This is a genomic window from Paenibacillus bouchesdurhonensis, from assembly GCF_900155685.1.
In the GTDB taxonomy this organism is placed as follows: domain Bacteria; phylum Bacillota; class Bacilli; order Paenibacillales; family Paenibacillaceae; genus Fontibacillus; species Fontibacillus bouchesdurhonensis.
Genome location: NZ_LT732548.1, coordinates 2,494,394 through 2,508,692, shown reverse-complemented (window position 1 = coordinate 2,508,692; position 14,299 = coordinate 2,494,394). Strand labels below are relative to the sequence as shown.

Sequence of the window (14,299 nt, the reverse complement as noted above, 5' to 3'; positions counted from 1 at the left end):
AGGAAATAATTCGTTTTTCGAAGAGCTAATCCTCATTTACATCGTCAAATGTAAGCTGCTGCTCCTCCAGCTTCTGGAATAAAAGCTGCGTCTCTTCCTCCAGTTGCTCGGTACTTTCGAACTCGGTCAGCTCCGGCAGCTCCTCCAGGCTGCCAAGTCCGAAATAATCCAAAAAAGCCGCCGTTGTTCCATATAAAATCGGCCGACCAATTGCCTCGGCGCGTCCTACCTCTTGAATCAAGTCCTTATTCACCAGTGTATGAATCGCCCGCTCCGATTTGACCCCGCGGATCTCTTCCACTTCAATTCGAGTAATCGGCTGACGATAGGCAATAATGGATAACGTTTCCAGCGCCGCTTGAGACAAAGAAGAACGGGACGGCGAGTAAGCCAGTCTTTCGAAAAACGGAGCATGCTCCGGCAAAGTAGCCAACTGATACGTTCCCGCAAGCTGAACTATTTGCAGCCCTCGCTCCTCCCTTTCAAACGATGACTTCATATCCAACAGAGCATCGGTAATGATGTCTTGACGCTGCTCGGTGACTTCTGCAAGCTGCTTTACACTGAGGCCTTCCTCTCCGGCCAAAAACAGCAATCCTTCAATAATCGATTTCAAGTCCCGATAATTCATCTGCCTTTACTTCCCCTCTCCACTCCATAACAATATCATCAAACAGCTTGTTCTGATAACAAACGATTTGCTTCATTTTCATTAGTTCTAAAATTGCCAGAAAGGTTACAACGATCTCATGCCGGTACATATCCGGATGCAGCAGCTTGGAAAATAACAGCCTGCCGCCTTTCCCCATGCGCTCCAGCGAAGAAACGACATCGCGAATCCGATCCTTGACGGAAATTTCGTCGCGATGGATGCGGGCGACGGAGCTGCGTTTTACGGCGCGGCGCAGCGCCTTCTGAAACATAGCAATCAAGTCGGCCGCATGAAGACCTTTGACCGGATTCTCAATGACCTCAGGCATGAAAGGGGTCAAATCCTCGGCCTCTTTCGTAAAGATTAGGCTCCGCTCCCATTCCCGCTCATGCAAATGCTCGGCAATCCCCTTGTATTTGCGATACTCGATCAGCTTGCGAATCAGCTCGTCCCGCGGATCCTCCTCGTCCTCCATCAAATAATCGAATTCATCATCGAATTCAATTACTGGCGGTTTAGGAAGAAGCTGTTTGCTTTTAATAGATAGCAGCGTCGCAGCCATCACCAAAAACTCGCTCGTAATTTCCAGCTCCAGCTCCTGCATATTATCCAAGTACTCCAGATATTGATCGGTGATTTCACTTACTGAAATTTGATATATATCGACCTCTGCCTTATCGATCAGATGCAGCAGCAGATCCAGCGGACCCTCAAAGGTATCCAGCTTATAGGTTACTGTCGTCAATGGACATCCTCCACCCGTTAGAGGCAGCTCAAAAGGCTTCCCTTCTGAACACGCGAATTAAATAAAAAATGCAGTACCCTAAAAAAGGGTACTACATTAAATAAGCACTATTTTAGCAAATTCGTCAAGTTAGCCATTTCGATGGCAGCCATTGCTGCATCCCAGCCTTTATTCCCTGCCTTAGTGCCCGCGCGTTCGATTGCCTGCTCAATGTTCTCCGTCGTCACGACGCCAAAGATCGTTGGGACACCTGTCTTCAGGCCGATCGCCGCTACTCCTTTAGCCACTTCGTTACATACGTAATCATAGTGAGAAGTTGAACCTCGAATCACCGTACCTAGCGTAATAACGGCATCATACTTGCCGCTTTCGGCCATTTTTTGTGCAGCAAACGGAATTTCAAAAGCTCCCGGAACCCAAGCTACGTTCACTTCCTCATCCTTGACACCGTGACGCTTCAAAGCATCAAGCGCCCCGCCGAGCAGTTTGCTCGTAATAAACTCGTTGAACCGACCGACCACGATGCCATATTTTAAACCTTCCGAGACGAGATGACCTTCAAATACTTGTGCCATAATTCAATTCCTCCATTAAAAGTAAGTTGTAATTTATTTTCGAATATTAAAAATATTTATTCTTAGCTTTGGGTTGTTTCGTTTTGCTCGATAACATCGAAGTTGAGTAGATGCCCAAGCTTCTTTTGCTTCGTATGCAAATAATTGCTGTTGTCTTCATTTTCTTTCATCTGGATCGGCACACGCTCTACGACCTCCAGCCCGTAACCCTCAAGTCCGGTGATTTTTCGAGGATTGTTAGTAAGCAGACGGATCTTGCTGACTCCGAGATCCTTCAATATTTGAGCACCGATTCCGTAGTCCCGCAGGTCGGCCGGGAAGCCGAGCTTCAGGTTGGCATCCACCGTATCGAGCCCTTGCTCCTGAAGCTTGTATGCCTTCAGTTTATTAATAAGCCCGATGCCGCGTCCTTCTTGTCGCATGTACAGCAGAACGCCGTTGCCCGCCTCTTCAATTTGCTTAAGCGAAGCTTCGAATTGCGGGCCGCAATCGCAGCGATGCGAGTGGAATACGTCCCCAGTCAAGCATTCGGAATGCACTCGGACTAGCACGGGTTCTTCGCCGCCAATCTCTCCCTTGACGAGGGCAACATGCTCCTTGGAGTCTACATCGTTCGTATACGCGATCGCGCGGAATTCGCCATAATCGGTAGGCATGCGCACTTCAACCTCGCGGGTAACCAGCTTCTCCTTTTCGTTCCGGTAGTGGATCAAATCTTTCACGCTAATGAGCTTCAAGTCGAATTGCTTGGCGATTTTGACAAGATCGGGCAATCGAGCCATTGTCCCGTCTTCCTTAATAACCTCGCAGATGACCCCTGCCGGATACGACCCGCACATCCGCGCCAAATCAACCGCTGCTTCCGTATGGCCCGCACGCCGCAGAACACCGCCGTTCTTCGCTATGAGCGGGAACATATGCCCCGGTCTGCGGAAGTCGGCAGGCTTTGCGTCCGGATCCATGATTGCTTTCACAGTCACCGATCGTTCATGCGCGGATATTCCTGTTGTTGTATCGTTATGATCAATCGATACGGTAAAAGCCGTACCGTGAAAATCCGTATTTTGCGCAACCATCGGTTTTAAGTCCAGCTCTTCTGCTCTTTCCGCCGTGATCGGCATACAGACTAGCCCGCGCCCTTCAGTAATCATGAAATTGATCACTTCCGGCGTCGCCTTCTCGGCGAGCGCGACGAAATCCCCTTCGTTCTCCCGATCCTCATCATCAACGACAATAATGACCTTGCCGCGCATGAGCTCGTAAATGGCTTCTTCCACCCGATCCAATTGAATGTCACTCATGATTCAAGTCCCTCCCCTTAGCTATTCTATAAAAGTTATATTAAAGTGACTTATGCAAATCCGTTCTTCATCAGAAACGGCATATCAATGCCTGGCGACGGTTCTTCCGCTCCTGTCGGCTCGCCCGCATTGCCTTTGCCGAAGGCAAGCAAATGCTCGACGTATTTGCCAAGGATGTCACATTCCAAATTTACCGTATCTCCCTGACGTTTATAGGCAAGAACAGTTTCTGCCAACGTATGGGGGATAATCGATACGCTGAATCGATTCGCTTCGGTGCCGACTACCGTTAGACTTATCCCGTCGATGGTAATGGAGCCTTTGGGAATGATATATTTAAATAAGGATTTCTCCGCAGGAGTTACTTCGAATACAACCGCATTCTGATCCTGCTTTATCCCCGTAATCGTTCCTACTCCATCCACGTGCCCTTGAACGATATGTCCGCCGAATCGGCCGTCCGCGGCCATTGCCCGTTCCAGATTCACTTTGCTGCCCGATCTAAGCTGGCTTAAATTCGTGTTGCGAAACGTTTGCGGCATAACATCAACCGTAAAGGATGAACGGTCAAAGTGCGTAGCCGTCAGACATACTCCATTGACAGCCACGCTGTCGCCAAGCTTCATCTCTTGCGTCACCGTGTTCGCCGTTATACGGATAAACATAGCTTCGCCTTTGCTTTGAATCGACTTAATCGCCCCTACTTCTTCAACTAGTCCAGTAAACATGCGGCCTCCTCCTTTCTACGCTGACTCCATGCTATTTCCATGGTTAAAGATTATTCGAGCACGCTCTGCGTTTACTTCATTTACGTCCATCATGGATTCACTCACTTGGCGTCCCATACAGGATATCCTGCGATACAAACATTGTCCTCGATTTGCTCTACAGATAACTCGCTTAATGTGACCGCATCCTTCATCAGCTCAAAGCCGTCAAACACAAAGCTGCCCGGGGCATTCAAGCCGCCAATCAGTTTCGGGGCTAGGAATAGAATTACTTCATCAACGAGCTGCTCCTGAAGCAGTGAGCCATTCAGGCGGCCTCCCCCCTCGACAAGCACAGACGATACCCCCATCGCTCCAAGCTTCTCTAGACCGAAACGAAGATTCACCTGAGGCCCCTCGCCGCAAACAATGATTTGTACTCCGCGCTCGGTTAGCGAACTCCGCCTCTCTTCGGAGGCTTGCGCCGTCGTGAGCAGAATAGTTTGGGCCGCGCCGTCATGAAGCATTTTCGCATTATCGGGAATCCGGAGTTTCGAGTCGACGATGATTCTGATCGGCGAAATTCCGGGAACCGTCAACCTCGTCGTTAATGACGGATCATCCGCGATTACCGTTTCTACCCCCACCATGATCCCGTCATGGCGATGGCGCATCGTATGCACACGCTCGCGTGCCACTGCATTAGAGATCCATTTGCTATCCCCGCTTCGAGATGCGATTTTCCCATCTAACGTGCTCGCGGTTTTGATCGTAACATACGGCATTTTCGTTGTGATGTATTTAATAAATTTACGGTTCAGCTTGATCGCTTCATCTCGCAGCACACCGACCTGCACCTCGATCCCATTGCGCCGCAGCAGCTCGATCCCTCTGCCCGCAACCTGAGGATTCGGGTCTTCACAGGCGACAACGACGCGGCTTACGCCTGCCTTGATCAAGCCTTCACTGCAGGGAGGCGTCGCCCCATAATGACTGCATGGCTCCAGGGTGACGTATACCGTGCCTCCTTTAGCCGCTTCACCGGCCATATTCAGCGCATGAACCTCGGCATGCGGAGTTCCGCGCTTCAAATGGCTGCCGAGCCCGACGATCTCGCCATCCTTTACGACAACGGCTCCAACGACCGGATTAACCCCGGTTTGACCTTGTGATCGATTCGCCATATCCAGCGCCAACCTCATATAGTATTCGTCATTAATAACTTCCAAATCTGTTTCACCTCCGTTGATTGACAAACTGCAATAAGACGCTATTCATACTAATTAGTGCATTAGATAATGCAAAAGCCCCATCGAAAAATTCCGATGGGGCAATGAGAGTAATGATACGCAAAATGAAAGCAATGTTTCGGATATGAGTAAACAAAGCGGAAGTAGAAGGATACAAGCATCCTAATCCGCCATCACTCAGCCAACACTTCAAGCATCTCAATCTCACTAGGATTCGCCGACAAACCGCTAAACCCACTTTGTGAAAATTGGAACTTAGAAGCTATGCTTTGATTAATTTGAATATACACGTATTTAGATACGTCATATATTCTGCGTTTCCTTCTCCCATCCAGACTATACTGTCGGTTCCGGAATCCCACCGGCTCAGCCGCATGCTTATCATGTAGTACATGCGGGTCACGGACTTGTACTTGCTTCAATGGTTCTGTCCTAATAGTGAAGCAGTCATCACCGTCGGTAGGGAATTTCACCCTGCCCCGAAGTTAACGTTAATGATATTTAGTTGTTAGTGATAAAATAACTAATGACTTCGTTAAAATCGTACCATCAAAAAAAATAAAAAGCAAGGCGCTAATCTAAAGGAACACCTTGCAGAACAAAACTTCTTACGAATTCTATATCTAAAATTAGAAATATAAACGTTTTTTGATTCACTCTATTGTCCCTTAGCCATTAATAATTGATCGGAAAACTGATCCTTTAAACATTTGTTGCTGCGTACGGTAAACACATATTTCCATTCGTTGTCCTCAGGTTCAAGCCATTCGAACAAATAAGATATGTGATGTCCCCTCTTTCTCATACTGAAGCATCGTATAATTGTTTCCTGGTCATATGAGTAATCTACCAATAACTTGCCCACTTCAATAAGCGGGGTTTCAACCTCTTTAGCAGTACACTCATCTGCATCTGATTTTCTTAAGTAAATACTGCCGCAATGTACACAGCTGTACATATTATCCCCCTCTCATTTTAAATAATATGAATTCCCTTATCTTTACCTAGTATTTTTTGAATAATGCTTTCCTAGCCGCCCAGTGATACCCAACCCGCTATTCATTAATCTATTTTATTTATCGCACTACAGCCTAAGAGCTTTGAGGAAAAGAATATCTCTAGTAACAATCATTTTCAAGCCATTATTTTCAATAGGTATAAGGATTACACTGAGCTTATGACAATGGTAGTTGCTAATGATGCAACTAGATTCCAGCGTATAATGACTTGCGTAATGAATATAACTTGGTCTTAGATTTGAGTGTTCAGCAATCCCCTTCTCTATTGGCGAGTATTCGATCAACTTCTGCATGAATGATTTTATAGGAAACATATTAATCTCATTCAAAAAATGAATACTTAGCTATAAATAGGCATTATACGAACGCTTGTTTGCCACCAGATTAATTCCATGTTAGTATTACCTTATTGGCAACATCGATTAATTCATATTAAAACATGACTGGGCAGAAAATTCAACAAGAAAATCAGCATATCATGCGGATTTCGGAGGTATCTCTATATTTTATGAAGAAGAACCCCTAAAATACGTAGCGAGCTTTATTTTTAAAAGATGCCATTTTGGTAACATCCTAAAGGAGGTGACTGGATGAAAAGCGGACATTCCAGATTAAGTTGGCAAGATCTTTACTACGACGGTGAAATCGACGAAAGAACCGAAATCTTTGACGACGACATGCAGGAAATCATTATTATTGGTGCAGAGGATCGTTATACTGCGGGAGGTAATTTTATTGTCCAAACATTCAGCGTCCTTAAAATACATATTTAAAATTCGCTCCTCCAGGCTTCGAAAAGCCAAATGGAATCTCACTCTCTCGATTGAAGAAGCGATGAGAAACGAAGAGATCGTAACATTGGCAGATAGCACGGCATTACGTTTCATATCGGAAATAGAACAACAAGAAAATCAAGATCAGTACATATTAAGCATCAGGAATAACATTCAATCTTTAAAAATGAAAGATAATATCGCTGCCAATAAAAACAAGGTTAGAGCTTTGTATAAAGAATTATACGAAGCCTCATTTATTTCCAGTTACCTGAGTGTCGTTATTGACAACAATCAGGACTATGACCGCTTAAATAGTAAAAAAGGCTTTTATATCAATGGAATAAAATATAGAAGATTGCTAGCAACAACAAGCGGAGCAAAGAATAGTACCGTCGTCTTCGTGAACTATGACATTTACGACGAGTTAATCAAAAGGATTGATAACGGCAGGAATATGAACAAACCATTTGTCCCTGCCAGACTTGAAGCTTACAAATCTCTAGTGTGCAGTACGAGCACACCGGTGCCGCATCCTAGTGGAATTGTGGTCGTAAATGATTGCGAGACCTCGTTCCTCAGTCATGTCATTGAAATTGACGATTCGGTCACGAAGAAGTTTCCAAAGATGAGACACAAAGAAAATTACGGCATCAAGCTGAACGAAAGCGATGGTTACGGACTGATCCTCCCTTCTCTTAGCGAAAAATGGGCCAAGCAGCTGGGGGGAAATTATATTCCGAGCGGCTTTTGCATCAGAAATGCTTTTGCGAAAGGCATGCTCTTTACGTTCGATTTCCACGCTTTCGCGGAGCAAATAGCTGGAAGCTATATTGTAAAAGATGTTTGGGGACATGAAAGAGACATTCGACAAGCAGAGATCGTACTGACAGCCTCCATGCTTAAGCTATGGGATTCCTATGATCATCTGGAGCACTATATCCAAAACTGCCAACAAAACAATTATTCCTTCAGCGTAACCAAAATGACGCCGGAAACGCTGGAGGATGAACGAAACCTCAATTACCAGTTTATTCAAGCCCTGGATCTGTCCGACGGGCAAATCCGAGCGCTAATTACGCCGACGCTGAATGAGATCCGTGATATTTTAGGACTGGATCCCTATAAAAGCATGTTATTTTTAAACGGCAAAGATATTACAGCGCATACTTTTCACAAGCAAGGCAATGATTTCTCCAAAGCCCTTATGGCTGATCCAAGCGTTATTCATGACCCGTTCATAAGGAATAAAATATACGGAATGATTAAGAAAAAAATTAACGACGCCAAGGTTGGCGTAGTAAAAGTAGCCGGCAACTTCTCCACCATTTCCGGTGACCCCTTCAGCCTATGCCAGAGCATGTTCGGGATGGAGGTTACGGGGCTGCTCCATGCAGGTTCCTTCTATTCAAAATACTGGAATGATAGAAATGTCAGCCAGGTCGCCTGCTTCAGGGCGCCGATGACCTGTGCAGAAAATATACGAATTTTGCAATTGGAAGACACACCGGAAATGAACTACTGGTACAAATATATGAATACGATCACGATTTTTAACTCATGGGATACCACCACCCATGCTCTGAACGGAGCGGACAAGGACGGTGATGCCGTTCTTACTACTAATAACAAGGTGCTGCTGGATTGCATCGAGAAACTGCCTGCCATCGTATGCGTCCAAAAAATCGCCGAGAAAAAAATCGTAACCGAAGAAGATGCAATCCTAGCGAACAAAAACAGCTTCGGCGACGAAATCGGTAAAGTCACGAACCGAATTACGTCCATGTTCGATGTCCGCGCCAAGTTTCACAAAGACAGCAAAGAATACAAAACATTAACCTACCGCATTCAATGCGGCCAAAATTATCAGCAGAACGCAATTGATAAAACGAAAGGTATTAATAGCAAGGACATGCCCAAAGAATGGTATGACCGGCATGCTGCCGACGCCTCAAAGGATCGGGAGATGAATCTGCGTATTCTGGCTGATAGGAAGCCCTATTTTTTCGGTTACATCTATCCCGAGCTGCAAAAACAATATCGCAGCCATATCAAAGCCTATGAAATGAATTGCATAGAAAGATTCAGAATCAGCCTTAGCGAGCTGATCGCCAAAGAAGAACAAACTGATGACGAGCAATTATTTGTACAAAATTACTATAGCTATATGCCTCTCTCCATCAGCAAGTCCGTCATGAACCGGCTGTGCTGGATGGTTGAGGATGTATTTGATCGCACGAGGAATACCGTTTCAAATACAGAATTTGACTACAGCATTTACAAAACAGCAAAGCCTTACTCCCGAAGAATCTATCAGCAATTATCCGAGGTACTGGAGAGATATCAGGAAAGCGTCAAAAGCCATGCTCTCTCTGCAAGAAAAACTAGAATGACGGAAGATGAAGCACAGTCCGCCAGAATGATGTTCATACAAGCCTTAAAGCTTGACGTATATGAAAAATGCAGCAATACAGAAGATGCGTGCAATATATTACTAGATCTGTGCTACAGCAAAAACACGACCAAACAAATCGTTTGGGATATTTGCAGCGACCAGATTCTAGTGAATCTGCTTGAGAAAAAGGGTCATACTATCACTTTTCCGCAATTGGATCGGTATGGCAGCATTTCCTTCGGAGGAAGCTTATTTTCCTTGGAAACCGTAAATCTAAAAGATTCTGATGATAAGGAGCTGAAGCCCGCATGAAATTGATCATTAACGAAAAAGAGCTGGTTCAACAGGCGCTGACAGAAGGTTTTATCCATCAAAAAGTTTCTAAAACACTGATAAGTCTAATCAAACATTACTATTCGCTTGGTATGAATCGACTGGAAGCTCGTGATGCAATCGAACTGTTTATGCAGAACCATTATCCGCATTTCAACAGCGTCAAGTGGCAGGATACGTTAGACCGATGGGTCAAAACGATTGAAAAACAAGATCATTCACTCTTGGAAATCAAGGAAGTCGTCATTACCGCCAAAGAACTGGAATACATCAGGGGATTGAATAGTCTGGTTCATGAAAAGTTGGCCTTTGTCTACTTGGTGTACGGCAAAATTTTCAACAAGATGAACGGCAATGACTCCTATTGGGTAAACACTCCGCGAAGCGACATATTTAAAGATGCCAAGGTCACGGCGAATAGCGTGAAGCAGGGGCTGCTCGTCAATGACCTCATGACGCTTGGCATGATTGAACCAACCTTGAACACTAAAAAGTTGAGCAAAAGAGTTTTGTTTGCGAATGATCAGGACGCAGCAGGAATCATTGTGAGAGATTTCAGAAATTACATTTATCTCTACCTGGAGTGGCGCGGCGATAAGATCATGAGCTGCAGTACCTGCGGGATCCTGCTTCGCCAAACCTCTAATCGCAAGAAGTACTGCAGCGAATGCTCCAGGATAAAACAAAAGGAATGGCAGCGGAATAGCATGAAGAAAATAAGGGAACATATGTTCGTGAAGTGATGGAAAACTCTCTTAACCATTGATACATCAAGACTTTGACGGTATCCCCCCCAATTTGTATTAGTGATAGGAATTGGAATATTCCTTTTAAATAAATATTTTACTTTTAAGGAGGTGCTTAACTATGAATCAACCGGAATGGGTGGAGCAGCCGAAATGACCCAGGAAGAAGATATTCATCTGACTTTGCTGGCAAATGAACCCGTGTTTGTCGCGGATATCGGTTATATTCGCTCACCGAAGCTGAGAGATGTCATCAAGCTGGGCTACAGCAACTACATCGAGGCACTGTCGTCTCTTTTGTTTGACAAGTCGCGGATATCCGGCTTGGGAACAATAATGGAATCAGCATTTGTGCTGGCGTGTTATTTTTTCATGCAGGACGATCACTTCCGAAATTCGTTTTCTAACGGGATCAGACTTCTATTACATAAGGAAATCGAGCTTGTAGAGATGGAGGGCGTTCCTTATTTTGACTTAGGGGATGGGCTGACTCTTCACGAAGGAAATTTTCATCGCTTCCAAGAGATTGTAAAAATAGCGAACAAGGCAGAGTTGACCAACGATGAGGAAGACTATAATCCTGGCAATTCCAAAGCCAGGGAAATGATCGAGAAGCTGATGAAGGGCAAAGCGAACAAGCCGGCCAAGAGGCCAGTTATCAATTTGCACAGCATCATATCGGGCCTATCCTGGAAATCGACTAGCGGCATTAATATTAATAATATTTTTGAGCTGAGCATTTACCAGTTCTATGACGGCTATTACCGGCTTGAAAATATCGATCATTACAACAGTGTTGTCACTGGTATTTATACCGGCAACATCGATGCAAAAAAGATTAATATGCAAGAAATCAATTGGACAAAAATTATTTATTAGGAGGAATTTTTTTATGGCAGTTACAAATAGATGGGCAGTACGGGATGTTGCAACAGCATCATTTTTCGATATCGAAACAGGAAAGCTGAAAGTTAAAATCGACACGCTGAAAATGTCTAACATTGAGAACACCGCAGAAACGGTATATGCCGTTGGCGGAAGCGGCAATCCTAAGTTGGTCGGATTCTCCGGCGGTCGTTCTGCAAGATTCGTGCTGCAGGATGCCCTGTTCTCCAACGAAATGCTGGGCATGCTGCTCGGCAACGAAGTCACTTCCAGTGCGAAGAATGTCATTAAAAATGAAGTATGCGTGGTGAATGGAGATACCGCTACACTTACATATACGCCGGCAAGCAGCGGAGCGCTGGTGAGTGTAAACCTGCTCCATGCGGACGGAACGGTGGGCGAAGCCTTTGAATACGTTGCCTCGGCACCAGCCGCGGACAGCTATACCGTAAGCGGCAAAGCCATTTCCTTCGCGAGCGGTGAAATTCCGGATCAAAGCAAAATCATCGTTTACTACGAAACAGCGGCAAGTCCAGATACGAAGGAAATTCGTGCATCGTCCGATAAATTCGCTGGCAGCTTCAAGCTCGTGCTCGACGTATTGGTGCGCGACTATCACCTTCAAAAGGACTATGCAGCACAAATTACGGTCGACAATGCAAAGATCGAAGATAACTGGAACCTCAATATGCAGCCAGATGGAGAACCTTCTCCACTTGATATTCCGATGGAGGCGTTGAAGCCAGCCGACTCGCACGATCTGTACGTAATGCGGATTTATGATGAGGAAGATTTGGCGTAAGGATTGAGGAGGGGTTCTCCCCTCCTCCCTTCTTTCTTCTTATCTTAAAGCTAGTGAATGCGTCCCTTTGCTCATTTTCAGATGAAAAGAAACCAGCTCATCACATTCTTATGATATTAATACCTGCGTAAGCAGAATACGAACCTAGGAGATGATTGATATGTCGACCAAAACTACTGAAGAGACCAAAGCAACAGCTAGCAGTAAAAAATCCACGAAAGCGAATAAAATAAAAAATACGAAACTAACATTGGATACATTAATTCAGGATGTTGATAAATACGAGCAGCTCCACCGGGTCAGCTTTGAAGATGGTCGTTATACGGAAGTGTATGCCTGCTTCAGACCCACGCAAATCGATGAAATGCTTGTTAGTTTCTCCGAATTTATCACGGAATATAATCGCAGATTTCCGGAAATGAAAGAAAGCAAATTGATGGATTATTTAAGTCTCCATATCCTGTTATTCTTCTCTACCTTAACAGAACGGACGGACTATTCCTTTGAGGAGAAAATCAATATCTTCAATAAAATGCTGGACAGTGAGCTGGCCGAGACCATTTTTGAGCATTTTGACAAAACAGAAATTCAAAAAATTTATTCTCGTATTTGGAAAAAGTTCTCCATGTACGAGGAAATGGTTCAAAACAACAAAGAGCTGCAAAGCGAACTGTGGGATTACATCGAAAATGCGAATTTAGAAAATAAAGATGTCATTAATAATCTTCTGAACCAGAATAACCAAAAGCCAAAGGAGTGACTCGCTTTGAAATTTTTCATACATGAACTGGAATATGTCCTCTCTTTTTTATATCGTCTGAAATTGATCGATTCTAGCTCACGCATGAGAACCCGCTTCATTAAAATATTGGCAGAGCGCTTTCAGCAATATAAGGAAGAATATTTTGACCTCGTGATGGAGCACTGTGTACTGGACGACGATGGTCAACCGGAAATTATTACAGAGGGCGAGATCCAGCGTTACAATATCAAAGATCTGAATGCGTTCCAAACCTCCCTTGCCCCCCTGCTGAATGAGGAATTTCTCATTGAGGTTACGGACAACAACCGAAACATGCTCAAGAGCGTTGCCTACTCCGTGCTGCATTGCGGTCTGGAGTTCGAAGGTGACGATCAGTTCAAATACGATGCTTTAGCTTCAAAGTTTGAAGTACTCAATCTGGACGAAATTTAATATACCGTTTGTAAAAAATGGCCATCGATTGGTCGTTTTTTTATGTAAAGGAGTGAGAACATGGCAAATGATACGAAGATTCTAATTACGGCAGATATCAACATAAGCCCGTCGATCACCGCGCTGAATAAAGCTATAAAAAATATCGAAAAGAACCCTTCTTTGAAGAAGATCAAAATTACCATCGAAATCGACAAGCAAGAAAATGATAAGGTCGGTAAAAGCTTTGGCCAAGCACTAAAATCCGTTTACAAACAAACCCAAACTTTCATTAAAAGTAACAAGGCTCTCCTGAAGCAAGGCATGCAGGATATTGTTAAAACCATTCTTGAGGTCGATACGCAAATCACGCAGCTCAAGCGGGTCATGAACGAAGGAACGGATTTCAAAAGCATGCTGCGTGGAAGCATTCAAACGGCGAATGAGCTGGGACATTCCATCGGTGCAGTCAATGGCCTGCTGATTGATATTGGCCGTATGGGTTATGACGAGAAGCAAACCCTCGCCCTCGCCAAAACGGCCGCCCTGTTTCAAAACATCTCGGAGCTGACCTCGGATCAAGCGATCCAGACCATGATGGCAGCGATGTCCGCGTTCAATATCGAAGCGAAGGACAGCATTCTAATTGCCGACAGGCTTAACGCGGTAGATAACAAATTCACCGTGACAAGCCAGGATTTGGCCAGCAGCTTAACCCAGGCCGGAACTGCGGCTAGCAACTATGGAATTTCTATGGAAAAGCTGATCGGTGATACGACAGCCATTTCCATAGCTACGCGTGAGAGTGGTGAAGTGATCGGTAAACTCGTTGCCGCCTGATCAAGTGATTGATTAGTGAAAATCTCAACTAATGGACTTGGAACTCCTATTTTCAAAAATAGGACGACAAGGGGCAAGTTTAAATACAGCCTGAACGACTAA

The 14,299-nt window shown here is 44.8% G+C and carries 14 protein-coding genes and 1 riboswitch; of the genes, 8 read left to right on the top strand and 6 right to left on the bottom strand.

Annotated features, from left to right (window positions below):
* Positions 1 to 25: 25 nt before the first annotated feature.
* The 6 genes from scpB to ribD all read right to left on the bottom strand — a co-directional run bounded on the left by scpB (position 26) and on the right by ribD (position 5,209).
* Positions 26 to 631 (bottom strand): SMC-Scp complex subunit ScpB, encoded by a 606-nt coding sequence (gene scpB / locus CZ379_RS15550; RefSeq protein ID WP_110932449.1) that lies wholly within the window; start codon positions 629 to 631, stop codon positions 26 to 28.
* Positions 600 to 1,397, bottom strand: a complete 798-nt coding sequence (locus CZ379_RS15545; protein ID WP_110932448.1) for a segregation and condensation protein A — start codon at positions 1,395 to 1,397, stop codon at positions 600 to 602. The genes scpB and CZ379_RS15545 overlap by 32 nt, the downstream gene beginning before the upstream one ends.
* Before the next feature lie 107 nt (positions 1,398 to 1,504).
* Positions 1,505 to 1,972: a 6,7-dimethyl-8-ribityllumazine synthase gene (gene ribH, locus CZ379_RS15540; RefSeq protein WP_110932447.1), complete on the bottom strand. Its 468-nt coding sequence runs from the start codon at positions 1,970 to 1,972 to the stop codon at positions 1,505 to 1,507.
* Between the two features lie 62 nt (positions 1,973 to 2,034).
* Complete coding sequence (locus tag CZ379_RS15535; RefSeq protein WP_110932446.1) at positions 2,035 to 3,273, bottom strand: bifunctional 3,4-dihydroxy-2-butanone-4-phosphate synthase/GTP cyclohydrolase II; 1,239 nt, start codon at positions 3,271 to 3,273, stop codon at positions 2,035 to 2,037.
* 50 nt (positions 3,274 to 3,323) lie between these two features.
* Entirely contained in the window at positions 3,324 to 4,001 is a 678-nt protein-coding gene (locus CZ379_RS15530) for a riboflavin synthase (RefSeq protein WP_110932445.1), read from the bottom strand.
* Between the two features lie 101 nt (positions 4,002 to 4,102).
* On the bottom strand, positions 4,103 to 5,209 hold the full coding sequence (gene ribD / locus CZ379_RS15525; RefSeq protein ID WP_110932444.1) for a bifunctional diaminohydroxyphosphoribosylaminopyrimidine deaminase/5-amino-6-(5-phosphoribosylamino)uracil reductase RibD: 1,107 nt from the start codon (positions 5,207 to 5,209) through the stop codon (positions 4,103 to 4,105).
* Positions 5,210 to 5,545: 336 nt separating this feature from the next.
* Positions 5,546 to 5,721: riboswitch (FMN riboswitch) on the bottom strand.
* A gap of 1,118 nt (positions 5,722 to 6,839) precedes the next feature.
* Between ribD and CZ379_RS15515 the strand changes: the two genes are divergently transcribed.
* The 8 genes from CZ379_RS15515 (at position 6,840) to CZ379_RS15480 (ending at position 14,197) form a co-directional block, all read left to right on the top strand.
* Complete coding sequence (locus tag CZ379_RS15515) at positions 6,840 to 7,022, top strand: hypothetical protein (RefSeq protein WP_110932442.1); 183 nt, start codon at positions 6,840 to 6,842, stop codon at positions 7,020 to 7,022.
* Positions 6,985 to 9,729 (top strand): RNA dependent RNA polymerase, encoded by a 2,745-nt coding sequence (locus CZ379_RS15510; protein WP_110932441.1) that lies wholly within the window; start codon positions 6,985 to 6,987, stop codon positions 9,727 to 9,729. Before CZ379_RS15515 ends, CZ379_RS15510 begins: the two co-directional genes overlap by 38 nt.
* Positions 9,726 to 10,493 (top strand): hypothetical protein, encoded by a 768-nt coding sequence (locus CZ379_RS15505; RefSeq protein ID WP_110932440.1) that lies wholly within the window; start codon positions 9,726 to 9,728, stop codon positions 10,491 to 10,493. Before CZ379_RS15510 ends, CZ379_RS15505 begins: the two co-directional genes overlap by 4 nt.
* A 156-nt stretch (positions 10,494 to 10,649) precedes the next feature.
* The gene (locus CZ379_RS15500) at positions 10,650 to 11,375 is read left to right on the top strand and encodes a hypothetical protein (protein ID WP_199925628.1); all 726 of its coding nucleotides are present in this window, start codon (positions 10,650 to 10,652) and stop codon (positions 11,373 to 11,375) included.
* Between the two features lie 13 nt (positions 11,376 to 11,388).
* Positions 11,389 to 12,183: a hypothetical protein gene (locus CZ379_RS15495; protein ID WP_110932438.1), complete on the top strand. Its 795-nt coding sequence runs from the start codon at positions 11,389 to 11,391 to the stop codon at positions 12,181 to 12,183.
* A gap of 160 nt (positions 12,184 to 12,343) precedes the next feature.
* On the top strand, positions 12,344 to 12,943 hold the full coding sequence (locus tag CZ379_RS15490; RefSeq protein ID WP_110932437.1) for a hypothetical protein: 600 nt from the start codon (positions 12,344 to 12,346) through the stop codon (positions 12,941 to 12,943).
* Between the two features lie 6 nt (positions 12,944 to 12,949).
* Positions 12,950 to 13,378 carry a hypothetical protein gene (locus CZ379_RS15485; RefSeq protein WP_110932436.1) on the top strand — a complete coding sequence of 143 codons (429 nt, stop codon included), beginning with the start codon at positions 12,950 to 12,952 and terminating at the stop codon, positions 13,376 to 13,378.
* A 60-nt stretch (positions 13,379 to 13,438) separates the two neighbouring features.
* Positions 13,439 to 14,197: a phage tail tape measure protein gene (locus CZ379_RS15480; RefSeq protein ID WP_110932435.1), complete on the top strand. Its 759-nt coding sequence runs from the start codon at positions 13,439 to 13,441 to the stop codon at positions 14,195 to 14,197.
* The last annotated feature ends 102 nt before the right edge of the window (positions 14,198 to 14,299 follow it).